The sequence below is a fragment of the Streptomyces sp. NRRL S-37 genome (assembly GCF_000721605.1).
Classification (GTDB): domain Bacteria; phylum Actinomycetota; class Actinomycetes; order Streptomycetales; family Streptomycetaceae; genus Streptomyces.
This window is the reverse complement of sequence record NZ_JOIZ01000039.1, coordinates 1-24424: the sequence shown is the minus strand read 5'-3', so window position 1 is coordinate 24424 and position 24424 is coordinate 1. Positions and strand designations below refer to the sequence as shown.

Below are 24424 nucleotides of genomic sequence, written 5' to 3'. Positions count from 1 at the left end.
AAACGGTTTACGGGGAGGGCGTCGAGGCGGTGGCCGAGGGGGTTCCGGAGGAGCCGGAGGAGGGGGACGGCGAGGTGCTCGCACCCGGCTGGTTCTCCTCCGGGAGGTGGCGGCTGACCTCCGCCGTGGTCAGGCCGAGGCCGCCCAGTTCGATGGAGTCCCAGGCCTGGAGGCGGCGCGTGTCGCGGTCGAAGTAGAGGATCGACGTCTCGATCGGGTCCGGGTACTTCCCCTCGATCGCGCGCAGGCCGCTGCCCCCGGTGGAGCCCTCGACGCGCAGCCGGGTGCCGTACCGCATGACCTCCGTCTGCTCGTGGTGGATGTGCCCGGCCAGTACCAGCGGCACGGTGCCGTCGACCTCGCGCGCCGCCGACGGCTCATGGACGACCGCCACGTCCACCGGAGTGCCGGCGGCCCGCTGGTCGCGCAGGGCGGAGGCGAGCCGGGCGCCCGCCAGCTCCTGGGACTGCTCGGCCCCGGTCCGGTTCGAGCGGTCGGGGGTGAACTGCGGATCGCCGATGCCGGCGAAGCGCAGCCCGGCGACCGTCCTCGCCCTGCCGTCGTCGAGGACGTGGACGTTCCTCAGGCCTTCGAGATAGCGCTGGGTGACGAGCGAGTCGTGGTTGCCGCGGACCCAGACGTAGGGGGCGCCCAGGTCCTCGACGGAGTCCAGGAAACCGTTCTCGGCGGCGGTGCCGTGGTCCATCGTGTCGCCCGAGTCGACGATCACGTCCACCCGGTACTGCTCCACCAGCGAGGCGATGATCTTCCAGCTCGCCGGGTTGAGGTGGATGTCGGAGACGTGCAGCACGCGGAGGGTGGTCGGGTCCGGCTGGTAGGCGGGGAGGGTGGAGGTGGCGTCGTACAGCTTGGTCACGTTGGTGACCAGGCGCGCCAGCTCCTTCTGGTAGACGTCGAACTCCGTGACGATGCTGCGCGCGTCGCCGACCAGGGACGGGGCGGAGGAGAGCAGGCCGGAGAACTTCGGCTCCAGGACGGAGTCGGGGTTCCAGGTGGCGTACGCCGTGCCGCCGGACGCGGCCAGCAGGCCGAGGGCGAGGCCGCCGGCGGCGAGGGCGCGGCGGGGGCGGCGGTAGACGAGGAGGCCCAGGGCGGTGGCGCCGGTGACCACGGCGACGCAGGAGCGCACGGCGAGGTCGGCGGTGCCGCGGGTGATGTCCTCGGTCACCTCGTCCTGGAGGCCGGAGAGGCGTTCGGGGTGGTCGACGAGGGCCTGGGAGCGCTCGGGGTCGAGCTGGTCGACGTTGACGTCCAGGCGGACGGGGGCCGTGTGGCTGGCGAGCTGGAGGTCGCCGAGGGGCGAGATGTTGATCTTCGTGCCGCCGGTGACGGAGGGGCGCAGGGTCATGGTGGTGTCCATGGGGCCCACCGGGACGCGGACGTTGCCGACGACGAGCAGGCCGAGCCAGGCACCGAGGACCACCACGGCGACGAGACCGGCCGCGCGCGTCCAGGGCCGCGGCTGCGGGGTGAGGGTGAGCGTCGCGGTGGCGGGCCGGGGGGAGCGCCGGCGGCGGCCGGGGGCCCGCAGGACCCGTGGGAGGCGGTGGAGGGCGTTCGGGACGGCGGAGGGGACGCGGGCCATTGGTCCCGTATGCCCAAGTCGGTGACCGGATATGCGGGGGCCGTACGCAACTCGTACGGACGGCTCGTACCCGACAATGGCTTCGTGCTGGAGATGACGCGCGAGACGTTCGAGGAGCTGGTCGCCGAGGCGCTGGACCGGATCCCGCCGGAGCTGACGCGGCTGATGGACAACGTCGCGGTGTTCGTGGAGGACGAGCCGCCGGCGGACGATCCGGAGCTGCTCGGGCTGTACGAGGGGACTCCGCTGACGGAACGGGGCGAGTGGTACGCGGGGGTGCTGCCGGACCGGATCACCATCTACCGGGGGCCGACGCTGCGGATGTGCGAGTCCCCGGAGGACGTCGTCGCGGAGACGGAGATCACGGTGGTGCACGAGATCGCCCACCACTTCGGCATCGACGACGCCCGGCTGCACGCGCTCGGCTACGGATAGGGGGATCCGTACGACACCCCTGTGCCGTACGCGTGTCTTCTTGCGGGTGGTGGGAGTTGGGGTTGTTGACCCTGCACTCCAACCGGAGGTGGCCCCGTGCGCCGCTTTTACGTACCCGTCCGCCTGGCCGCCACGGTCGTGGCCGTCGCCGCCGCCGCCGGCTGCATGAGTGTGGGTGAGGACGGTGCGGGCGGGAGCGACGGGCCGTCGCACTCCGCGGGGAGGCCCGGCGGCGAGGAGCCGGACGGGGGCGCCACGGTGTCGGGTGGCGGTGCCGGGTACGGCGCCGCGTCGGCCGACGGGGCGCGCGGGGACGGCGGGGACAAGGGGCGCAGGGGCGAGGAGAAGAAGGGCGGGGGGAAGAAGGGCGAGGCCGGGAAGGCGGCGTCCGGCAAGGCCACGCCGTCCGCCGGGGTGAGCCGGTCCGCACCGGCCGACGGCGGGCCGGACGGGCCGGCGGATCCGACCCCGGACGGCGGGCCCGTTCCCCCGGAGCCCTCGCGCACGCCCGATCCGGAGCCCACGCCGACGCAGCCCGAGCCGCCGGTCACACCGGAGCCGACCCAGGCGGAGCCGTCCTCGTCGGCGCACCAGCCGCCCGAGACGCAGTGGGCGCGACGGGAACCGGCGCCGGAGGCGGGGGCGCCGGTCTGAGGTCTCCTCCCCCGTGCTTCCCCGCCCACCGGACCCCCCGCTCACCTGCCGGTTTGCTTTCGGGGGTATCGGGTGCGTATGGTGGCAGATCGTTTGATCCTATTTGCCCGGCGCCACTGCAGAGCGCGCCGTGTGGCGCGTACTCTCTCCCTTGCCGTGGTGGACCGCATCGAGGCGGTCGTAATTGCGAACTGCGAATCACGGAGTTGACGGGCGCGTGCCGAAGAGACTCCGGAAGGTTTCGCATTCGTATGCCCATCGCCAGTACTGATCACGTCGTCGTGCCCGAGAACACCGAGGACACCGACATCACCCCCGCCCCCGAGGCGGCCCCCGAGATCACCTTTGCCGACCTCGGCCTGCCCGAGGGCGTCGTGCGCAAGCTCGCGCAGAACGGCGTGACCACCCCCTTCCCGATCCAGGCCGCGACCATCCCGGACGCCCTGGCCGGCAAGGACATCCTCGGCCGGGGCCGCACCGGCTCCGGCAAGACCCTCTCCTTCGGTCTGCCGACCCTGGCCACGCTGACCGGCGGCCGCACCGAGAAGCACAAGCCCCGCGCCGTCATCCTCACCCCGACGCGTGAGCTGGCCATGCAGGTCGCCGACGCGCTCCAGCCGTACGGCGACGTCCTCGGCCTGAAGATGAAGGTCGTCTGCGGCGGCACCTCGATGGGCAACCAGATCTACGCCCTCGAGCGCGGCGTCGACATGCTGGTCGCCACCCCCGGCCGCCTGCGCGACATCATCAACCGCGGCGCCTGCTCCCTGGAGAACGTGCAGATCGCGGTCCTCGACGAGGCCGACCAGATGTCCGACCTGGGCTTCCTGCCCGAGGTCACCGAACTGCTCGACCAGATCCCGGCCGGCGGCCAGCGGATGCTGTTCTCCGCCACCATGGAGAACGAGATCAAGACCCTGGTCGACCGGTACCTGAAGGACCCGGCCCTCCACGAGGTCGACGCCGCCCAGGGCGCCGTGACGACCATGTCGCACCACATCCTCGTCGTGAAGCCCAAGGACAAGGCGCCGGTCACCGCGGCCATCGCCTCCCGCAAGGGCCGCACCATCATCTTCGTCCGCACCCAGCTGGGCGCCGACCGCGTCGCCGAGCAGCTGCGGGACGCGGGCGTGAAGTCGGACGCGCTGCACGGCGGCATGACCCAGGGCGCGCGCACGCGCACCCTGGCCGACTTCAAGGACGGCTACGTCAACGTCCTGGTCGCCACCGACGTCGCCGCGCGCGGCATCCACGTCGACGGCATCGACCTGGTCCTCAACGTGGACCCGGCCGGCGACCACAAGGACTACCTGCACCGCGCGGGCCGCACGGCGCGCGCCGGCCGCACCGGCACCGTCGTCTCCCTGTCGCTGCCGCACCAGCGCCGCCAGATCTTCCGGCTGATGGAGGATGCGGGCGTCGACGCCACGCGCCACATCATCCAGGGCGGCGCCGCCTTCGACCCCGAGGTCGCCGAGATCACCGGCGCCCGGTCCATGACCGAGGTGCAGGCCGAGTCCGCGGGCAACGCGGCGCAGCAGGCCGAGCGCGAGGTCGCCCAGCTCACCAAGGAACTGGAGCGCGCCCAGCGCCGCGCCTCCGAGCTGCGCGACGAGGCCGACCGCCTGCTGGCCCGGGTCGCGCGGGAGCGGGGCGAGGACGTCGAGACGGTGGTCGCCGAGGCGGCCGAGGCGGCCGAGGCCGAGGTCTCGCTGCCGGAGCAGCCGGCCGTGCGGGACGTCGAGCGGACCGAGCGCGTGGAGCGTACGGAGGCCTCGGCACCGTACGAGCGGCGCGAGCGCCGGGACGACCGCCGGGACGACCGTGGCGGTTTCCGTCGTGACGACCGCGGTGGGCGTTCCTTCGAGCGTCGTGACGACCGCGGTGGCTTCAACCGTGACCGTGGCGGCGACCGTGGCGGTTTCCGTCGTGACGACCGCGGCGACCGTCCCGGTTTCCGTCGTGACGACCGTCGTGACGACCGCGGTGGGCGTTCCTTCGAGCGTCGTGACGACCGTGGCGGTTTCCGTCGTGACGACCGCGGCGACCGTCCCGGTTTCCGTCGTGACGACCGTCGTGACGACCGTGGCGGGCGTTCCTTCGAGCGTCGTGACGACCGCGGTGGCTTCAACCGTGACCGTGGCGGCGACCGTGGCGGCTTCCGCCGTGACGACCGCGGCGGCCACCGCGGCAGCGACCGTCCGTTCAACCGTGACCGTCAGGGCGACCGCCCCGGCAGCGACCGTCCGTTCAACCGTGACCGCCAGGGCGACCGCCCCGGTTTCCACTCCGGCTCCCACGACCGCCCGTACGGCCGTCGTGACGACCACCGCGGCAGCGGCTCCTTCGGCCGCCGCGAGGACAAGCCGCGCTGGAAGCGCAACGGCTGACACAGGCTCACCGAGCCGGCCGGGAGGGCCCGCACGACACCCGTCGTGCGGGCCCTCCCGCGTTCCGCGCGGGACACGTCCCGCGATACCCGATCGGAGTCCCGGCCACCTCCGGCTATGCTCGGGGAGGCAACATCGCCAGGGGCCCTTAGCTCAATTGGCAGAGCAGTGGACTTTTAATCCATTGGTTGTGGGTTCGAGTCCCACAGGGCCTACCTCCCGCAGGAGGGGCACACCGCCTCTGACCTGCTGCGCGGCGCTCGGACCGGCTTCGGCCGGCCCGGGCGCCGCGTCATTTCACGGGGCGCTCGTCCCGGTTCGGGTCGAGGAGCTGCACGGCGATCCCGGTGAGGACCAGGCCCGCCGCGATGAGGAGGCCGTCGGGGACGACGATGCCCGCGGCGAGCATGGTCACCCCGATGGCCAGCGCGCACCAGGCGCCCGTGCGCCGGTACTCGCGGGGGCGGGCCGGACGGCCTTCGGAGAGTGAGCGGACGAAACGGGGGTCCTCGTGTTCGAGACGGGCCGCGAGGTCGACCAGGCGCTCGTCGTCGGACTGGGGCACGGCTCCTCCTTCCCAGGGGGCGGCCGTCCGGTGACACCGCCGACGGCCATCGCTCCGTGACGCCGGGGCGTACGAGGGTGAACCGTCGTCCTGTCGCGAACTCGGCCCGGTACAAGGGAGTTTGCCCTTGTACCGACGTCGTCACCCGTCCGGTGCGGCAGACTCCAGCGTCCCCCGCCGCCACCGCCCGCGGCCATCCGTCGCGGGCCCCATACGCCCCGGGGGCCACCACGTACGCGGGCCGCCCCGCCGGCCGTGGCCCTGGGGGAAAATGGGGACTGTCACCGATGGCGCACAAGCCCGCCCGGCGCACACGCTGGACAGGACGGCCCGCGCCGCGCCCCCGGTCCGCGGGCCGTCGGCTCCCCGCCCCGGAAGCCCACGGCGAGGAGGCGGTACGAGGTGCCCCTGCTCCGGCGGACCGTCCCGCTGAACGCCGTCGTGCCCGGCGCGGCCCGACCGGCGCGGCGCCGGGCACGACGGCCGGACCCGGCCCGAGGGACCGCCCGGAACTCACCCGGTACGCCCTCCGCGTGGGGCCGATCGGGCCCCGACCGGCAGACTGGACCCCCGTACCCGCCCCACCCGGAGTCCGCCGATGCCGCACCCGTACGTCCTGCTGTCCGCCGCCGTCTCTCTCGACGGCTACCTGGACGACACCGGCCCCGAGCGGCTGCTGCTGTCCTCCCCGGACGACTTCGACCGGGTCGACGAGGTACGGGCGTCCGTGGACGCCATCCTGGTCGGCGCCGGCACGATCCGCGCCGACAACCCCCGGCTGCTGGTCAACTCGCCCGAGCGGCGCGCCGCCCGCCTCGCCGCCGGCCGGGCCGAGTACCCGCTCAAGGTCACCGTCAGCGGCTCCGGCGACCTGGACCCGGCGGCCCGGTTCTGGCACACCGGCGGCGAGAAGGTCCTCTACACGACCGACCGGGGCGCCGAGCGCGCCCACGCCCTCGGTCTCGCCGCCGACGTCGTCCCGCTCGGCCCCGAGCTCGACTGGCGGCGGCTCCTTGAGCACCTGCACGCCGAGCGCGGGGTGCGGCGGCTCATGGTCGAGGGCGGCGGCACGGTCCACACGCAGCTCCTCACCGAGGGGCTGGCCGACGAGCTCCAGCTGGTCCTCGCGCCGCTGTTCGTCGGCGACCCGAAGGCCCCCCGCCTCTTCGGCCCCGGCTCCTACCAGGGCGGCCGGCTGCGGACGGTCGAGACCCGCCCGGTCGGCGACGTCGTCCTGATCCGTTACGAGCCCACCGCCCCCGGCACCGGCCCGCTGCCCTCCGCCGCCGACCACCACTGGCTGGCCCTCGCCTGCGAGCTGGCCGCCGCGTGCCCGCCCTCGGAGACGGCGTTCAGCGTGGGCGCGGTCGTGGTGGCCGCCGACGGTACGGAGCTGGCGCGCGGCCACTCCCGCGAGGGCACCGACCCGGTGGTGCACGCGGAGGAGGCCGCGCTCGCCAAGGTCGACCCCACGGACCCCCGGCTCGTCACCGCCACCGTGTACTCCAGCCTGGAGCCCTGCGCCCGCCGCGCGTCCCGGCCCGCGCCCTGTGCCCGGCTGGTCCTGGACGCGGGGGTGCGGCGGGTGGTCACGGCCTGGCGCGAGCCGGACACGTTCGTGGCGGGCGCCGACGGCAGCGGTGTGCTGGCCGCCGGGGGCGCCACCGTCGTCGTCCTGCCGGAGCACGAGGACCGCGCCAAGGCGCCGAACAGCCATCTGCTCGGCCGCTGAGGCCGGGCCGCCGGTAACGCGGGGTGGAGCAGCTCGGTAGCTCGCTGGGCTCATAACCCAGAGGTCGCAGGTTCAAATCCTGTCCCCGCTACTGAAGGCCGAGGGCCGGAATCCGAAAGGATTCCGGCCCTCGGTGTTTTCCGTTCCCTTCCACCCTCTCTCACTCAGTGTGAGCGACCCGTCCCGCAGTGCATAACAACTGACGCACAGTCAGAAACCACCCGTCACTCGAGCCGGTCTGAGGCGCGGTCAACTCGCCCGTTTTTGGCCCTTCATGGTGCTTAAGTCCCCCCGAAAATCGTTAACGATCAAGAGGAACGGCTTGGAATCCGGCCCTCGCGTCTATTAACGTTCGATAACGCAGCGCGGTCGTCCCAGCCGTCACAGAAGGCGGCTCCGTGCGCACGCGCCGAATCCCGCAAGGGAACCGGGGAACCACCACCATGGGGTGAATCGCGTGGATACCGCCGTGGCGACACGGCTCGTATACGCGCGTAGGAGACCTTCCCGCTCCGAACCCGTCAGCTAACCCGGTAGGCGAAGACGGAAGGAAAGGAGCGCGCCCACGTGGCGTCCAACCCGCCTGCCCCCGAGGCCCCGTTCAAGCCGAGCGACACCGTCGCCTACGGTGCTGGCCGCACCGACGAGGGCCCCTTCGAGGAGTGGAACCCCACCGCGGACTCCCTCCGCCCCGTACGGGGCCGGCATCGCGTCTCCAAGCAGCGCGGCGGGGGACTCGCCCGCAGCTCCACCGTCCTGGGCGTCGGCGTCATCGCCGCCGTCGGCGCCGGCGGCATGGCCAGCGCCCAGACCGGCAAGCCGCCGGTCTCGATCTCCATGCCCGACCTCCCCAACGTGGGTTCCCTCATCTCCGACGAGGAAACCCCCAAGGGATCGTCCACCCCCCTCAGCACCCTCGGCATGACCGCCGCCGACACCGAGCAGGGCACCGCCGGCGCCGGTGAGGCGCTGCGCACCCGGATCATGGCCCAGGTCGAGCAGCAGCAGAGCCAGGCCGAGACCAAGGCCGCCGCCGAGGCCGTCGCCGCCGCCGAGAAGCAGGCCGCCGAGGCCGCCGCCAAGGCGGAGAAGGAGGCCAAGGCCAAGGCCGAGGCCGCCAAGAAGAAGGCGGAGGAGGAGGCCGAGAAGAAGGCCGAGGCCGAGCGCCTCGCCGAGCTGGCCAAGCAGTACACGCTGCCGACCTCCTCGTACACCATCTCCTCGACCTTCGGTCAGGCCGGCGCCTACTGGTCCTCCGGCCACCACACCGGCCTCGACTTCGCCGCCCCCACGGGCACGCTGCTCAAGGCCGTCCACACCGGCACGATCACCTCCGCCGGCTACGACGGCTCCTACGGCTACAAGACCGTGCTCACGCTCGACGACGGCACCGAGATCTGGTACGCCCACCAGTCCTCCATCAGCGTCAGCGTCGGCCAGAAGGTCAACACCGGCGATGTGATCGGCCGCGTCGGCGCCACCGGCAACGTCACCGGCGCCCACCTCCACATGGAGGTCCACCCTGGGGGCTCCGCCTCGGGCATCGACCCGCTGGCCTGGCTGCAGAGCAAGGGCCTCACCGTCTGAGCGAGCGGACCCGCACGTCCTGAACCCCGGCAGTCCCGACGACGCCCCCCCGACGTCAGGGCTGCCGGTCAGGTGTTTCCGGGGGCGGTACGGGCCCGTCAGGGCCGGTGGGCGTTCGGGTCGTACGGGGCGTACGGGTGCCCGTACGGCGGCTGTCCGTGCGGGGGATGCCCGTAACCGCCGTAGCCGCCGTATGCGCCGTACACGCCGTACCCCGCCCACGGTGCCGCGACGACCGGAACCCGGGGCGCGGTCGCGCGGGCCGCGTGCTCCAGGGCCGGCCGGGCCGCCGACCGCCGGTGCCACAGCTCCAGCAGCAGCTCGCGTTCCCGCGTGACGAAGTCCGTCTCCGCCCGCCCGAGCCGCCCCCGGCGCCGCAGGAACGCCAGCGACGTCGCGTACGCCTCGTACGCGGCGACCGACCGCGCCGCCGCCCTCCCGCCGTGACGGCGCGCGTACTGCCGGGCGACGCGCCGCGCCCGCATCGAGCCCAGCGCGAACGGCTCCGCCGTATGGAGCCACCCGGCGGCCACGTACGCGGGCAACTCCTCCCGTACGGTCCGCAGCTCCCGCTGCCGCGTCCACACCACCAGCCAGGTCAGCAGCCCGAACACCGGCACCATGAACGCCGCGTACACCGCGAGGAAGCCGTACTGGCCGAGCGTCGAGGAGCCGTTCCACAGGGCGTGCACGCCCATCGCGAGGAGCAGCCCGCCGAGCGGCGGCAGCACGCGCCGGACCCGCTGCCGCTCCGCGGACAGCGCGGCGACGCCGAAGCCGATCCCGGTGAGCACGGTGAACAGGGGATGCGCGAACGGCGACATCACGATGCGGACGAAGAAGGTCGCCGCGGTGACCGAGGCGATGCCGCTGTCGCCGGTGAGCCGGTCGGTGCCGAAGGCGGTGCCGAGATAGAGGATGTTCTCGGTGAACGCGAAGCCGGTGGCGGTGACCCCGGCTATCACCACGCCGTCGAGGATCCCGGTGAAGTCGCGTCTGCGGAACAGGAACACCAGCAGGACGGCCGCGGCCTTCGCGGACTCCTCCACCACCGGCGCTATGACGGTCGAGCCGAGGGTGTCGGCGCCGGTCGGGTCGGCGGTCGCCGTCGCTATCCACCGGGTGGCGAAGCTGTTCGCGACGATCGCGATCAGCGCCGCCGCGCAGGCACCCCAGGCGAAGGAGAACAGCAGGTTCCGCCAGGGGCCCGGCTCGACCCGGTCCAGCCACCGGAAGGCGGCGACGAGCAGCGGCACGGGCAGCACGGCGAGGCCGAGCCCGACCAGGAACCCCCGCGTCCCGGTCTGCTCGCGTACCAGCGCCAGGATGACCAGCCCGGACAGCGCGAGCAGCGTGATCAGCGCGCCGTACCGCACCCAGGGCCGCTGCCACCAGTGCGCGTGCCGCGGTGCTCCGCCGGGGGCGGCGCCGGGAGGCGTCGGGTACGGGGGACTGATGGCCACGGGATCGACCCTCACGAGGCGGGGCTGTGTCAGGCTCGGTCCGCCTGCTCGTCCTGCGGTACGCGGCGGAAGAGCACGTCGTTCACGACATGACCCTTCTCCAGTCCCTGCGCCTCGAAACGGGTGAGCGGCCGGAAGGCGGGACGCGGCGCGAAACCGCCGTCCGGCCGTGTGTTCTCGAAGCAGGGGTGCGCGGTGAGCACCTCGAGCATCTGCTCCGCGTACGGCTCCCAGTCGGTGGCGCAGTGCAGCACCGCGCCCGGCGCCAGACGGGTCGCGGCGAGGTCGAGGAACTCCGGCTGGATCAGCCGCCGCTTGTGGTGCCGCTTCTTCGGCCAGGGGTCGGGGAAGTAGACGCGCAGCCCGCCCAGGGAGCCGGGGGCGAGCATCTCGCGCAGCAGGATGATCGCGTCGCCGTTGCCGACCCGTACGTTGGTCAGCCCCGACTGGTCGGCGAGGTTGAGCAGATTGCCCTGGCCGGGGGTGTGGACGTCCACGGCGAGGATGTTGGTGGCCGGGTCGGCGGCGGCCATCCGCGCGGTCGCCTCGCCCATGCCGAAGCCGATCTCCAGGACGACGGGGTGGTCGTTGCCGAAGAACTCCGCGAGGTCGAGCCGCCGGCCGCCGTCGATGTCGAAGCCCCAGGCGGGCCACAGCCGCCGCAGGGCGTCCGCCTGCCCGGTGGTCACCCGGCTGCGCCGCGGCTGGAAGCTCCGGATCCGCCGCTCGAAGTGCGATCCGGCGGGATCGGCCTTCGGCCCGTCGGGAAACCGGGGCTCCCCCTTGGGCCGGGTGTGCGGGACGGACACCCCGGGCGGGTGCGGCGCGTCCTGGCCGGGGGCGGGACGAAGGGCTTCGGAAGCGTTAACGGTGTCAGACACAGTGCCTCCGATTTTACGGGGCCCACGCACCGAGCCCCGGAACGGAAGTCCGGGAGGCCTCCGCGGGGGCGGTCGTGGTGGTGCGGTGTGCGTCAGGTCGCGGTTCGTGGTGGTGCGCTCGTCGGTGTCCCGTCCACCCGGCCGGGACGGCGGGGGCCCGCCCCCGGTCACCGCCGTGGCCCCGTGTGCGGGAGCGGTGACGCGGGGTTCAGCGCTCCGCGGTCTCCAGCGCCGCCCGGGCCCGGCGGGCGACCTCGCGGCCGATCGGCAGGGATGCCGTCGCCGCCGGGGAGGGGGCGTTCAGTACGTGGACCGTGCGGGCGGTCTCCTGGATCAGGAAGTCGTCGGCCAGGGTGCCGTCCCGCAGCACCGCCTGGGCCCGCACCCCGGCCGCCGCCGGCACCAGGTCGTCCTCCCGGACGGCGGGCAGGAGGCGGCGTACGGCGCGGGTGAAGGCCTCCTTGGACAGCGAGCGGTGCAGTTCGCCGGTGCCGTACCGCCAGTGGCGGCGGGCCAGCTGCCAGGAGCCCGGCCAGGCCAGGGTCGCCCCCAGCTCGCGCGGACGCACCGTACGCCAGTCGTAGCCCTCGCGGGCCAGTGCCGGTACCGCGTTGGGGCCGACGTGGACGCCGCCGTCGATGCCCCGGGTGAGGTGGACGCCGAGGAAGGGGAACGCCGGGTCGGGCACCGGGTAGACCAGGCCGCGCACCAGTTCCGGCCGGGCCAGCTCGTAGTACTCGCCGCGGAACGGCACGATCCGGGCGCCGGGCTCGTCACCGGTGCGGCGGGCTATCTCGTCGCAGTGCAGACCGGCGCAGTTCACCAGCACCCGGCCGCGTACGACGTCGCCGTCGGCCGTCAGGACGGCGACTCCCCGGTCGGGCCGGCGGTCGACACGTACCACCCGCGCCCCGTAGCGGATCTCCGCGCCCGCCGCCTGCGACGCCTGAGCGAGCCGGCGGGCCACCGCGGTGAAGTCGCAGACGCCGGTGGTGCCGACGTGGATGGCCGCCAGGCCGTCGACCTCCGGCTCGTACTCCGCGATCTGCGCGCCGCCCAGCTCGCGGACCGCGATGCCGTTCTCCCGGCCGCGCTGGACCAGGGCGTGCAGCCGGGGCAGCTCCTCGCGGGTCGTGGCGACGATCAGCTTGCCCGTCACGGCGTGCGGGATGTCGTACTCCGCGCAGAACTTGACCATCTCCGCGGCGCCCGACACCGCGTACCGCGCCTTCAGCGAGCCGGGGCGGTAGTAGACGCCGCTGTGGATGACGCCGCTGTTGCGGCCCGTCTGGTGCCGGGCCGGGCCCGGCTCCTTCTCCAGCACCGTGACCCGCGTGCCCGGCGCGGCGCGCGTGAGCGCGTACGCCGTCGACAGGCCGACGATCCCGCCGCCGATCACCAGTACGTCGCAGTCGTAGGACCGCCCCGTCACCACCCGCACCACCTCCCGCGTCCGATAGTGCACTGCGCCACTGACAGCGCGTTCAAACCCGAAAGGCGGTTTCTCGGCGCGGATCGGGTCAGGCGGTCGTCATCAGCAGTGGGCGGGCGCGCTCCCGCAGTTCGGCCACGCGGGGTTCGTCGCCGTAGGGCTCCAGACGGTGCAGGAGGTCCCTGACGTACTCGGTGGTGCGGACGGAGGAGATACGGCCCGCGACCTCCACCGCGCGCACCCCCTGTGCACAGGCCGCGTCCAGGTTGCCCGACTCCAGTTCGGCGACCGCCGAGACGACCAGCCGCAGTCCGTGCGAGCGCACGAACTCCTCCGTGGGACTGGAGAGCGCCTGCTCGGTGAAGCGGCGGACCTCACGGGGCGCCTTCAGGTCGCGGTAGCACTCCGCGGCGTCGGCGGCGAAACGGTCGTAGGAGTAGAAGCCGAGCCAGGTCGGGTCGCTGTCGCCTGGACGGGAGCGCTCCAGCCAGCTCTCCGCCGCCTTCAGGGCGGCACCGGCCGCCTGGGCGTCTCCCGCGCGTGCGTGCGCGCGTGCCTCGACGAGGCGGAAGAAGCTCAGGGTGCGGGCGGTGGCCAGTCCCCGGTTGCGCTCCAGGGCGGCCTGGGCGAGGTCCACGCCCTCGTCGCCGAAGCCCCGGTAGGTCGCCTGCAGCGACATCGAGGCGAGCACGTAACCGCCCAGCGGGACGTCGGCCGCCGCGCGGGCCAGGCGCAGGGCCTGGATGTAGTAGCGCTGGGCGGCCTCCTGCTGGCCGGTGTCGAAGGCCATCCAGCCGGCCAGGCGGGTCAGTTCGGCCGCCGCGCCGAAGAGGGAGCGGCCGACGTCGTCGGAGTAGGAGCCGAGCAGCAGCGGGGCCGCCTCGACCCGCAGGCATTCGGGGACCATCGACGAACGCCAGTCCCCTCCGCCGTACTTGGAGTCCCAGCGGCGGGCGTCCTCGGCGGCCTCCCGCAGTTTGCGCACATCGCTGTGGCCGACTCTGGCCGGTGCCCCGGAGCCGTCGGCCGGGTTCGCCTCACGCGCCACCGAGCTGTCGGCCGGGGTTATCAGCCAGCGCGACGCGGGCGTCGCGTACGCGCTCACCGCGAACGATCCGGCGAGCGACTGCCAGATGCCGCCGGAGCCGGCTCTGCGGCCCGCCAGGTCCAGCCGGTACAGCTCCGTGGCGGAGCGCACCGCCTGTCCGACGTCACGGGGGAAGGCGAGGCCCACCTCGGGTGCGGGGTCCGCGTCCGCCAGGCCGATCTCGTGGAGCGGCACCGGACGGCCCAGCTTCTGGCCGATGGCGGCGGCGATCAGGTGCGGAGCGGCGCCCTGCGGCACCATGCCCTTCGACACCCAGCGCGCCACCGACGTCTTGTCGTAGCGAAGCGTCAGTCCTCGCTGGGCGCCGAGGTCGTTGACGCGCCGCGCGAGGCCCGCGTTGGAGATTCCCGCGAGGGCGAGAACGGCGCCGAGTTTTTCGTTCGGCCCGCGTTGCTCCCTGGACATGCGCCACCCCTCGACACAGACGGCTGCCGCGCTGGCATAACCATGCGGCATTCGTAAACCCAGCGTAGTTCGCCGCATCCCAAGCGTTAAGGGGCATTCTTCCGGATGGCGGGATTGTGGTCCGTACTGAAGTACGGGTCCGATACGCGCAGTTGCGACGTGCTCCCGGTGTGTGGCCGTGCGCCCGTGCGTGCGCTCTTCTCCGGCCACCGCGGGAGCGGTTCCATGGTCGGTGCGTGGGTCGGCCCGCTGTACTGGATCCAGTGGGCTGGGGGACACCGCCGCCTTCATCCCCGCGGGTGGCGGAACGGTCCGGGAGGCGTGTCCCGTCTCCCGGACTGCGCGACCGCCCAGCGGTGCGCAGAGCCTGTACGGAGCGTGTTCGAGAATGACCTCGGCACTCCGATTTGGCTGAAAATCACCCCCACTCTTTCGGGTGTATCACCGCTTCTATGCTGGTAGTTGACGGCGCGTTGAGGGTTCAAGGGGCGCGCTGTGGGGGCGCATTCACGTCGTGATGAGGGGACCGGCCGCGCGGCGCCGGTACGGTGACCCCTCCGTGGCGTGCGCCCGTCCGGGGCGGGGCGCGTGTCTCCGCCGGGGCGCATTCGACGGAGCGCGTACGGCTCCGGCACCCCTCCTGAGCGCCTCCTTCATGGCAGCATGGGGAACCGGTTCGTACGGTGCACTGGTTGTCCACAGCATGTGGAGGCGGCGATGCGGTGGTTGGTGGGATGGAGCAGCACCGCCGCGGGCGCCACGGGGTTCGGCCCCGCCGGCTCCGCCGGCGCCACCGGGGTGGACGGCGAGACCGTGCGCCCCGTGGGATCCCAGCCGCTGTGGGGCGACCCCGACCCGCTCTGGGCGGTCGGCGACTGGCGCCCCGACGAGGTGCGGGTGGTCACGGCCGACGAGCAGACCCGGATCGCCGTCCTCGGCACGTGCGGGGCCTCCGACGAACAACTGCGCGTCGCGCTGTTCGCCGCGCGGGGCGGGGCGCTGCGGCACCTGACCGCCTGGCCGGGGAGCTACACGGCGGTCGTGCAGGTGGGGCGCCGGGTCACCGTCTGCGGCGATCTCGCCGGCGCCCGGCCGGTCTTCCACACCCCCTGGGCGGGCGGCACCGCGTACGCGACCGCCGCGCTGCCGCTCGCCGACCTCATCGAGGCCAACCTCGACTTCGGACACCTCGCCGCGCTGCTCGCCGCCCCCGACGTGCCGGCCGCGCTCCACGACTCCACCCCGTACGACGGCGTGAAACGCGTTCCGCCGGGGCATGCGCTGATCCTGCGCGCCGGGGCGCGCGAGATCGCCGGGTACGAACCCGTCGCCTCGCTCGCCGTCGCCGCGCCGCCCGCCGACCCCGACCACGCGGTGGACGCCGTGCGGGACGCGCTGGTCGAGGCCGTACGGACACGGCTGGCCGCGCCCCGGCACGTTCCCGGCGCCGGTATCGACCCCGGGCCCGTCCCCGGGATGGGGCCCGCCGAGCGGCGGGCGGCCCGCGGCACGCCCGTACCGGGGATCGGGGCGGATCTGTCCGGCGGACCGGCGTCCGGGGCGCTGGCGCTGCTGGCCGCGGGGCTGCCCGGGATGCCGGGGACCGTGCTGGGGCACGGGACGGGGGCGGGGGAGCGGCTGCTGGCCGTCACCTTCAACGACCTCGCCGGTGGGTCCGGCGGGGCGCGGGACGACGACGAGCTGGCGCGGGCGGGGGCGCTGGCCGCCAATCCGCGGCTGCACCACGTGGTGGTGACCGGCGCGGAGTCGACGCTTCCGTACGTCGATCTGGACGGGCCGCTGACGGACGAGCCCGGACCCTCGCTGGTGTCGGCCGCGCGGCACCGGGCGCGGCTGGCCGCGGGGAGCGCGGACCACTTCACCGGGTACGGGGCGAAGCAGGTGCTGGACGCGCATCCGGCGCGGCTCGCCGATCTGCTGATGGACCGCAAGCGGCGGCATCTGGTGCGGCCGGTGGCCGCGCTGGCCAAGGCCGACGGGTCCGTGATGGTGCCCGCGCGCGTGTACGCCGCCGCCCGGCGGCTGGCGCGCACGCCGTACCGGGCGGGGCTGGAGTCGCTCGCGGAGCGGCTGTTGCAGCGGAGGCTGGACGGCGACGGGCCCGGGGGTGCGGCGGATGCCTCGCTGGCCGCGCTGACCTGGGGGAGACCCGGGCCGGCGGCGCGCTGGCTGACGGGTGAGGCGCTGGCTGAAGTATCGGTTCGGCTGCAGGCGTCGACGTGGCGGTCCGAGGTGGGGCCGGGGCAGCGGCCCGGCGATTTCCGGGCGCGGGCGGCACTGGCCCGGCATGCGGCGGATCTGCGGGTGCTGGAACAGGCGGCCGAGATCCGCTCCCAGCGGCTGCACGCGCCGTTCCTCGACAACCAGGTCGTGCGGGCGTGCCGGGCGCTGCCGGAGGCGCTGCGGGTGCGGCCGGGGGCGCGGGCGTCGATCCTGCGGTCGGTGCTGGAGGGGGCGGGGGTACGGGAGTTGCCGCCGGGCTGGGGGGCGCCGGGGGCGGCCGGCCCGGCGGCCGCGGCGCGTACGGGGCTGCGGGTGGCGGAGGACTCGCTGGTGGCGCTGTTCGACACGCCGCTGCTGGCGGAGGCGGGGCTGGTCGAGGCGCGGGTGGTGCGCAAGGCCCTGCGGGGCGCGGCGGAGGGCGAGCCGCTGCCGTTGGACGGTCTGGCGGATCTGGTCGCTCTGGAGGTGTGGCTGCGCCGTCTGCTGGCCCGCAGGGGGACCTGCTGGACCGGCACCCCGGCCCGCCAGCGTGCGGTCCCGGGCGGCATCGCCCCCCAACGCGGCGCCCTCGGCGCCGGCACCCGCTGACCCTGGCTGTCCGCCCTGGTGGGGTGAGGGGCTCGTGCCTGTGGTGTGGCTGTCCGCCCTGGTGGGGTGAGGGGCTCGTGCCTGTGGTGTGGCTGTCCGCCTCGGTGGGGTGAGGGGCTTGTGCCTGTGGTGTGGCTTGCGGTCCGGTGGGTGGGATGCCTGCGGCGCCTGTGCGGCTTCGGTGGGGGCTGGGGCGCGCCTACGGCCGGTGGGTGGGCCGGGGCCGCGTCGGGGGTGTCCGTCCTCGGACCGGCGCGACTGCCCTCGCCGGAAGGGGCGCAAGGCGCGGACGCGCCAGCCACTGCGGGCGGCCGCCCCCGCCCCGTCCCCTCCCCGCCGCACGCGCCTGCATCGCTACCGCCCCCGCCCCGCAATCCGCGGGCAGCCGCATGCCCCGCAATCCGCGGGCAGCCGTGCCGCGCAATCCGCGGGCAGTCGTGCCGCGCAATCCGCGGGCAGTCGTGCCTCCCCCAGTGCCTTAAGGGCCTGGGAGGTACCCCCAGGGCGGCACGGGTGGGCGCGACGGCACCCCGCAAGCGCCGGGCTGCGCAAACACCCCCCGGCCCACACCAACGCAGGGCACCGCGAGGCGCCGGGCGGCGTGACCCCGGCCCACACCAACGCAGGGGCACCCGCGAAGCGCCGGGGCCGCAGCCCCACCGCGCACCCCCTACGCCGGGCGTGAACGCAACCCCTCCAGCAGAATGTCCAGCAACCGCGCCGACGCCGCAGCCTGCTGCGCCGCATCCGGCAGGGACGGCGCCGCCGTCGCGATCACCAGCAGGACGTCGGACACCGACACATCCGGCCGGAGCTCCCCCGAGGCCCGCGCCCGGTCCACCAACTGCCCCACGACGTCCAGCAGCTGCGCTGCCCCCGCGTCGTCCTCCGCCCCCACGGCCACCGGCGCCACCGGCGCCTCCGGCACCAGCCGCAGCTCACCCACCGCCTGCGTCCGCTGCTGCGGCAACCGCGCCTGGTCCGGCAGACCGTGCTCCTCCGCCACACCCACCCGCAGCACCTGCGGCGGCAGCAGCCGCCCCGCGCCGGACGCGACCGACGTGCGCAGGAAACGCGACAGCGCCGACCACGGCTCGTCCTCCTGGCCGAGCGCCGCCCGCGCCTGGTCGGTCAGCCGGGAGGTCTCCTCCTCGGCGATCCGCCGCACCAGGACGTCCTTGCTCGGGAAGCGCCGGTACACCGTGCCCACGCCGACCCGTGCCCGGCGTGCCACGTCCTCCATCGGCGCGCCGTAACCCAGCTCGCCGAAGACCTCCCGCGCGGCACGCAGCACGTGCTCCAGGTTGCGCTGGGCGTCCACGCGCAGCGGTGTCGTACGCGTCCCGTCCGGGCGCCCGCCGCCCTTGGGCGCGCTCATCGTCGCGCCGGCCGCGAGAGCGGAAGACCAATGAGAGTCCTGAACATGCATATGTATTCCCCCGGTAATGACGTCTCCCCCCGGAGACTTCTCCCCGCCATTGATGTCCGGGGCGTGCGGAACAGGCCCGGCTTGTCGGCCCCGCCCGTCGCGAGCCCGGTGAGCACATCCCCCTACACCCCGTCGACAGACGAACATAGTTGAGAGGGAGTCAATTCAGAAGAGGCAGGTTCCGCACGGAGCGCCCCCCGATCGGAGTACGGGGCGCATACGTCCTGAATGTACCCCTGGACGAGGGTCGGCTCACCGCTGCTGAGCTGGGCGAATTCCGGCAGGGTCGGTGAATCGGCCAACCCGGTGCGCACGGGTCCTCCGGTCACACAATTCGTCGGGGCTGTGGACAAACGCAAGCGCCGGGTGCGTCATGGGATGGTGAAGGAACGTGCGCGCATTCTCGTTGTCGGCGGCGGCTACGTCGGGATGTACACGGCCCTGCGCCTCCAGCGGAGGCTGAAACGGGAACTCGGGCGGGGCGCGGCCGGGATCACGGTCGTCTCCCCGGACCCGTACATGACGTACCAGCCCTTCCTCCCCGAAGCGGCCGCCGGTGCCATTTCCCCTCGCCACGTCGTCGTACCGCTGCGTCGTGTCCTCGACCGGTGCCACGTCGTCATCGGTGAGGCCACCCGCATCGACCACGCCGAGCGCACCGCCACCGTCAGCACGCTCGCCACCGGCGAGGAAGGCACCGGAGGGCAGCGGATCGCGTACGACGAACTGGTCCTCGCACCCGGCTCCGTGTCGCGCACCCTGCCCATCCCCGGTCTCGCCGACCACGCCATCGGCTTCAAGACCGTGGAGGAGGCCATCGGCCTGCGCAACCACGTCCTCGAACAGATGGACATCGCCTCCTCCACCCGCGACCCCGCCCTCCGGGACGCCGCCCTGACCTTCGTCTTCGTCGGGGGCGGCTACGCGGGCGTCGAGGCGCTCGGCGAGCTGGAGGACATGGCCCGCTACGCCGCGCGGTACTACCACAACATCCGCCCCGAGGACATGAAGTGGATCCTCGTCGAGGCGTCCGGGCGGATCCTGCCCGAGGTCGGGGAGGAGATGGGCCGGTACACCGTCACCGAACTGCGCCGGCGCAACATCGACGTACGTCTCGGGACGCGGCTGGAGTCCTGCGCCGACCGCGTCGCCGTGCTCAGCGACGGGTCACGCTTCCCCACGCGTACGGTCGTGTGGACCGCCGGCGTCAAACCGCACCCCGTCCTCGCCGCCACCGATCTGCCGCTGAACGGGCGAGGCCGGCTGAAGTGCACCGCGGAGCTGGCCGTGGACGGCACCGCGCACGCGTGGGCCGCCGGGGACGCCGCCGCCGTCCCCGACATCACCGCGCGGGAGCCGGGGCGGGAGTGCGCCCCCAACGCGCAGCACGCACTCCGCCAGGCGCGGGTCCTCGGGGACAACGTCGTCCACTCCCTGCGGGGCGAACCACTGGAGACGTACGCCCACAAGTACGCCGGCTCCGTCGCCTCCCTCGGACTGCACAAGGGCGTCGCCCAGGTGTACGGGCGCAAGCTCAAGGGCTACCCCGCCTGGTTCATGCACCGGACCTACCACCTCAGCCGGGTCCCGACCTTCAACCGCAAGGCGCGGGTCGCCGCCGAGTGGACGCTCGCCGGGCTCTTCAAACGAGAGGTCGTCTCACTCGGTTCACTCGAACACCCCCGGGCGGAGTTCGAACTGGCGGCCGGTGGAAAACCTTCTCAGGACCCCCCGCACAACCCGAAGGGGTCGTCCTGACCGGACCCAGGAACTCCAGCGGCCGGACCGGCGTCTGACGGATGCCGGCCCGGTCGGCACCCTGCCAGACTGGTCCACCACCGCGGGCGGGCCCCCGCCCACCCCGGTGCGGCCCCCGGGCCCCCGGCCGGTCCCGGTTTCCGGCCGCCGACAACTAAACGAGGCAAGGATTCGTGAACTTCACGCGCTGGAGCGCCCGGCTCCCCGGAACGCAGCGCCGCGCCGCAGCGCGGAACGAGCAGGCGGTCTCCCCGGACCGGCGGGGAGAGGGCTCCGTGCCCGGAGCCCGCGCCGAACAGCTCACCGACGACGTACGGCCCGTGCCCGCCGTCGACGAGCTCAAGGTACGCGAGGTCCTGGACCACGTCCCCTCCCTCGTCGCCCTGGTCCACGGCCCCGACCACCGCATCGCCTACGTCAACGACGCCTATACGGCGGCCTTCGGCGCCCGCCCGATCGGCGCCCCCGCGCGCGGAGCCCTCCCCGAGCTGGAGGCACTCGGCCTGCTGCCCCTCCTCGACCAGGTCCTGCGCAGCGGAAAGCCCCGCACGGTGAAGTCCCGCAAGGCCCCCGACGGCCGCTCCTACACCTTCACCTGCACCCCGGTCACCGAGGTCGAGGGCCGTGGCGTGCTGGTCTTCGCCACCGACGTCACCGACCACGCCGAGGCCGCCGAACGCCTGCGCGCCAGCGAACGCCGCCAGCGCGAGACCGCCGTCACCCTCCAGCGCTCCCTCCTCCCCCAGGAACTGGAGGAACCCGACGACCTGCGCGTCGCCGCCACCTACCACCCCGGCGGCACCGAGGCCGCCGTCGGCGGCGACTGGTACGACGTGATCACCCTGGGCGGCGGCCGCACCGCCCTCGTCATCGGCGACGTCATGGGACGAGGGGTGCGCGCGGCGGCGGTCATGGGCCAGCTCCGTACGGCCGTACGGGCCTACGCGCGGCTCGACCTCCCGCCGCACGAGGTGCTCCAGCTCCTCGACGGCCTCGCCATGGAGATCGACGCCAACCAGATCGCCACCTGCGTCTACGCCGTCCACGACCCCAACGAGGGCAGCCTGGTGTACGCCTCCGCCGGCCACCTGCCCATCCTGGTCCGCGACGAGAACGGCACCGTCCGGCGCGCCGACGAACCGACCGGCCCCCCGCTCGGCACCGGCGGCTGGATGCACGCGTCCGGCTCCGTCCCCCTCACCCCCGGCTCCACCGCCGTCCTCTACACGGACGGCCTGGTCGAGCGGAGGAACGAGGACCTGGACGAGGGCATCGCCGCCCTGGAGCGTGCCCTCGCCGGAGCCACCGGCAGTCCCCAGGTCGTCTGCGACCGCCTGGTCCGCTCGGCCGGCGTCACCCCCGAGCACGACGACGACGTCGCCGTCCTGGTCCTCCAGCACCCCGCCCGCAAGGGCGCGGAGAGCGAGCTCTTCCGCAACGCCGCGCTGGAACTGCTCGGCGGGGTCGAGGCGGCCCCCCGCGCGCGTGCCTTCGCCTCCGGCGTGCTGACCAGTTGGCGCTTCCCCGTCGAGCTGCACGACCTGGGTGTCCTGGCCGCCAGTGAACTGGTCGCCAACTCCCTCCAGCACGGCACCCCGCCCATGCGGCTGCGGCTGCGCCGCACCGACCGCCGCCTGACCATCGAGGTCACCGACGGCGACGACCACCTGCCGAGGCGCCGCCGCGCGGAACCCGGCGACGAGTCCGGCCGGGGCATCGCCATCGTCGCGACGATCGCCTCCGGCTGGGGCAGCAGGCGCACTCCGGGCGGCGGCAAGGCGGTCTGGTGCGAGTTCCTCCTGCCGAAACCGAATCCGAAACCGAAGACGCCCGGCTCGTAGAAGAGCCGGGCGTACGGAGGTGAGGCCGGGGCGCGTGGATCAGGCGTGCGCCGGAGCCTGTCCCGCTGCCGCGCCGCCCTGCGCCACCACACGGCTCCGCGCCACCGACGGCTGGTCCTGCACATCCGTGAGGTGCCGCCCGAGCCGCACCGCCAGCACCGTGATGCCCAGCGAGAACAACAGGAAGATCACCACGTACGGCGCGTGCAGCGAGGCGCCCAGCGGCCCGCCCACGGCCGGTCCCACGGCCAGCGCGAGCTGCTTCACCAGGGCGAACGCGGAGTTGTACTGCCCCGCCATCCCGGTCGGCGCGAGATCCGCGACCAGCGGCGCCAGCGTCGGTGACAGCATCGCCTCACCGAGCCCGAACAGCGCGTACGTCGAGATGAACGCGGTGGTCGCCATCGCCTGGCTCCCGTTCCCCAGCCCCGCGTATCCGGCCACGGCCCACGCCACGGCCCAGATCAGCCCCACGGACGCGATCACACGCGAGCGCTTGCGCCGCTCGACGAACCGCAGCACCGCGAACTGCGCGACCACGATCATCAGGGTGTTCGCGGCCAGCGCCGTCCCCAGCGCGGAGGTGGAGATCCCGGCGGCCTCGACGCCGTACGCGCTCAGCCCCGACTCGAACTGTCCGTAGCAGGCGAAGAACAGCACGAAGCCCAGCACACACAGCTGCACCATGGCCCGGTTGCCCAGCAGCTGCTTCCAGCTGCCCTTGGCCGACTGCGCCGGAGCGCCCCCGACGCGCGGCGCGTGCGGCATCCGCGCCGTCGCCATCACCACGACCAGCAGCAGGAACATCGCCGCCTCGATCGCGAAAAGGAGGACGAAGGAACCCGCTTCCGTGGGATCCACGAGGTGACCACCGATGAGACCGCCGACGCCGAGCCCGAGGTTCTGCAGGAAGAACTGCGTGGCGAACGCCCGCGACCGGTTCTCCGTGGTCGAGCAGTCCACGATCATCGTCGCGAGCGCCGGCTGCATCACCGCCTGCCCGGCACCCAGCGCCGCCGCCGACAGCAGCACGGTCGCCGCACCACTCGACAGGCCCAGGCTCAGCGCCCCGACCGCGGCCGTGACCAGGGCGACGAGCAGCACCGGCAGCGGGCCGCGCCGGACGATCGCCCGTCCGGCGAACGGCAGCACGATCAGCGCGGCCACGGCGAAGACGGCGAGCACGAGACCCGCCGTCATGGCTCCCAGCCCGCGCACCTGCGCCACGTAGACGTACAGATACGGGACCGTGAAGCCCAACCCGAACGCGCTGAGTGCGTTGCCCACGTGGATCCGGCGCATCGCCGCGCCCCTCGCCCTGGTCACGTTCACCTCTCTCAAGCAAGTAGTTAGGAGTGAAGACTTAGAAGCTAAAGTTCGATGCTAAAGGCTACACAGTGAAGGACTTCAAGGCAAAGCAGGGGCGTGCCATACTGCGGACATGGGCGATACCTCCGGCCTCGGCGAGCCGACACTCGAAGAGCAGATCGCCGCTTACCAGCGCGAGTTCCAGGACCTCGACCCCCAGGTCGAGAAGATCGTCAACGCGCTGTCCCGCCTGAACCGCCGTATGAACGTCGCCTACGGCCGCCAGACCGCCGAGCTCGGCATCACCAACGCCGACTGGGAGGTCCTCAAGGCCCTCGTCCTCTCCGGCGCCCCGTACCGCATGGGCCCCGGCGACCTCGCCAAGCGCCTCGGTCTGACCCCGGCCGCCATGACCCACCGGATCGACCGCATGGTCACCGAGGGGCTGGTCGACCGGGAGCGGGACGAGACCAACCGGGTCCGCGTGATCGTGGAGCTGACCTCCGCCGGCCGCGAGAAGTGGCTCGAGGCGATGCGCCTGGCCACCGTCTTCGAGGAGGACCTCCTCCAGGACCTCGACCAGGACGAGAGGGCGACGCTGGGCGAGGTCCTCACCCGCCTCCTGCGCCGGGTGGAACACGCCCAGCCGGACGCCGGCGGACGCCTCAGCGACCTGGACTGAAAAATCTTGGGCGGGGGTTGTTGACAGCCACCTCCCCGATCCGTAAGGTTCTTCGGGTTGCCACGGGGCCGTAACGGTTCTTCGACAGCACCTTCCGCCGCATCAGCGGCACTCAAAACCCCAGTACGACCTCCCAGTGGGAACGATTTCGGCGTGCCCGAATTCAATTCCAACCCTCGATTTGAGGAACACGGAGAGAGTCCGCTAAGGTTTGAGACGTCGGAACGGCCCAACGGCCGGGAAGACAACCCGCTCTGACCGGGAATCAGGCCCGAAAGGATCTGATAGAGTCGGAACCGCCGGAAAGGGAAACGCG

17 protein-coding genes, 2 tRNA genes and 1 riboswitch are annotated in these 24424 nt (G+C 73.3%); of the genes, 11 read left to right on the top strand and 8 right to left on the bottom strand.

What is annotated here, in order from left to right:
- Positions 1-7: 7 nt before the first annotated feature.
- Complete coding sequence (locus tag IH50_RS0135385; RefSeq protein WP_030872115.1) at positions 8-1606, bottom strand: metallophosphoesterase family protein; 1599 nt, start codon at positions 1604-1606, stop codon at positions 8-10.
- Positions 1607-1690: 84 nt separating this feature from the next.
- On the opposite strand from IH50_RS0135385, the gene IH50_RS0135380 reads away from it, so the two are divergent.
- From IH50_RS0135380 to IH50_RS0135365, 4 genes are all read left to right on the top strand, one after another.
- The gene (locus IH50_RS0135380; protein WP_030872113.1) at positions 1691-2041 is read left to right on the top strand and encodes a metallopeptidase family protein; all 351 of its coding nucleotides are present in this window, start codon (positions 1691-1693) and stop codon (positions 2039-2041) included.
- A gap of 96 nt (positions 2042-2137) precedes the next feature.
- The gene (locus IH50_RS0135375) at positions 2138-2695 is read left to right on the top strand and encodes a hypothetical protein (protein WP_030872111.1); all 558 of its coding nucleotides are present in this window, start codon (positions 2138-2140) and stop codon (positions 2693-2695) included.
- Between the two features lie 251 nt (positions 2696-2946).
- Positions 2947-5085: a DEAD/DEAH box helicase gene (locus IH50_RS0135370; RefSeq protein WP_030872110.1), complete on the top strand. Its 2139-nt coding sequence runs from the start codon at positions 2947-2949 to the stop codon at positions 5083-5085.
- 142 nt (positions 5086-5227) lie between these two features.
- Positions 5228-5300 (top strand) — tRNA-Lys (locus tag IH50_RS0135365).
- 77 nt (positions 5301-5377) lie between these two features.
- Here the strand turns inward: IH50_RS0135365 and IH50_RS0135360 are convergent.
- On the bottom strand, positions 5378-5650 hold the full coding sequence (locus IH50_RS0135360; RefSeq protein ID WP_030872108.1) for a DUF3040 domain-containing protein: 273 nt from the start codon (positions 5648-5650) through the stop codon (positions 5378-5380).
- 598 nt (positions 5651-6248) lie between these two features.
- Here IH50_RS0135360 and IH50_RS0135355 point away from each other — a divergent pair.
- The 3 genes from IH50_RS0135355 (at position 6249) to IH50_RS0135345 (ending at position 8969) form a co-directional block, all read left to right on the top strand.
- On the top strand, positions 6249-7382 hold the full coding sequence (locus tag IH50_RS0135355) for a dihydrofolate reductase family protein (RefSeq protein WP_030872098.1): 1134 nt from the start codon (positions 6249-6251) through the stop codon (positions 7380-7382).
- A gap of 17 nt (positions 7383-7399) precedes the next feature.
- Positions 7400-7473: transfer RNA gene (locus IH50_RS0135350), tRNA-Met, on the top strand.
- A gap of 306 nt (positions 7474-7779) precedes the next feature.
- A riboswitch (cyclic di-AMP (ydaO/yuaA leader) is annotated at positions 7780-7937 on the top strand.
- A gap of 12 nt (positions 7938-7949) precedes the next feature.
- Positions 7950-8969, top strand: a complete 1020-nt coding sequence (locus IH50_RS0135345; RefSeq protein WP_030872095.1) for a M23 family metallopeptidase — start codon at positions 7950-7952, stop codon at positions 8967-8969.
- 98 nt (positions 8970-9067) lie between these two features.
- Here the strand turns inward: IH50_RS0135345 and IH50_RS0135340 are convergent, their stop codons facing one another.
- The 4 genes from IH50_RS0135340 to IH50_RS0135325 form a co-directional block, all read right to left on the bottom strand.
- On the bottom strand, positions 9068-10432 hold the full coding sequence (locus IH50_RS0135340) for a PrsW family intramembrane metalloprotease (RefSeq protein WP_030872092.1): 1365 nt from the start codon (positions 10430-10432) through the stop codon (positions 9068-9070).
- Between the two features lie 29 nt (positions 10433-10461).
- Positions 10462-11313 carry a tRNA (guanosine(46)-N7)-methyltransferase TrmB gene (gene trmB, locus IH50_RS0135335; protein ID WP_030872090.1) on the bottom strand — a complete coding sequence of 284 codons (852 nt, stop codon included), beginning with the start codon at positions 11311-11313 and terminating at the stop codon, positions 10462-10464.
- Between the two features lie 208 nt (positions 11314-11521).
- Positions 11522-12778, bottom strand: a complete 1257-nt coding sequence (lhgO, locus tag IH50_RS0135330) for an L-2-hydroxyglutarate oxidase (protein ID WP_030872086.1) — start codon at positions 12776-12778, stop codon at positions 11522-11524.
- 55 nt (positions 12779-12833) lie between these two features.
- The gene (locus tag IH50_RS0135325) at positions 12834-14258 is read right to left on the bottom strand and encodes a hypothetical protein (RefSeq protein WP_030872084.1); all 1425 of its coding nucleotides are present in this window, start codon (positions 14256-14258) and stop codon (positions 12834-12836) included.
- 717 nt (positions 14259-14975) lie between these two features.
- On the opposite strand from IH50_RS0135325, the gene IH50_RS0135320 reads away from it, so the two are divergent.
- Entirely contained in the window at positions 14976-17090 is a 2115-nt protein-coding gene (locus tag IH50_RS0135320; protein WP_030872081.1) for an asparagine synthase-related protein, read from the top strand.
- Between the two features lie 670 nt (positions 17091-17760).
- Here the strand turns inward: IH50_RS0135320 and IH50_RS0135315 are convergent.
- The gene (locus tag IH50_RS0135315) at positions 17761-18519 is read right to left on the bottom strand and encodes a TetR/AcrR family transcriptional regulator (protein ID WP_078914211.1); all 759 of its coding nucleotides are present in this window, start codon (positions 18517-18519) and stop codon (positions 17761-17763) included.
- A 378-nt stretch (positions 18520-18897) separates the two neighbouring features.
- Between IH50_RS0135315 and IH50_RS0135310 the strand changes: the two genes are divergently transcribed.
- Both IH50_RS0135310 and IH50_RS0135305 read left to right on the top strand, forming a co-directional pair.
- Entirely contained in the window at positions 18898-20277 is a 1380-nt protein-coding gene (locus IH50_RS0135310) for an NAD(P)/FAD-dependent oxidoreductase (protein WP_030872076.1), read from the top strand.
- A 173-nt stretch (positions 20278-20450) separates the two neighbouring features.
- Positions 20451-22118, top strand: a complete 1668-nt coding sequence (locus IH50_RS0135305) for an ATP-binding SpoIIE family protein phosphatase (RefSeq protein WP_030872073.1) — start codon at positions 20451-20453, stop codon at positions 22116-22118.
- A 39-nt stretch (positions 22119-22157) separates the two neighbouring features.
- On the opposite strand, the gene IH50_RS0135300 is transcribed toward IH50_RS0135305, so the two are convergent.
- Positions 22158-23420 carry an MFS transporter gene (locus tag IH50_RS0135300; RefSeq protein ID WP_030872070.1) on the bottom strand — a complete coding sequence of 421 codons (1263 nt, stop codon included), beginning with the start codon at positions 23418-23420 and terminating at the stop codon, positions 22158-22160.
- Between the two features lie 139 nt (positions 23421-23559).
- Between IH50_RS0135300 and IH50_RS0135295 the strand changes: the two genes are divergently transcribed.
- On the top strand, positions 23560-24108 hold the full coding sequence (locus IH50_RS0135295; RefSeq protein ID WP_030872067.1) for a MarR family winged helix-turn-helix transcriptional regulator: 549 nt from the start codon (positions 23560-23562) through the stop codon (positions 24106-24108).
- The last annotated feature ends 316 nt before the right edge of the window (positions 24109-24424 follow it).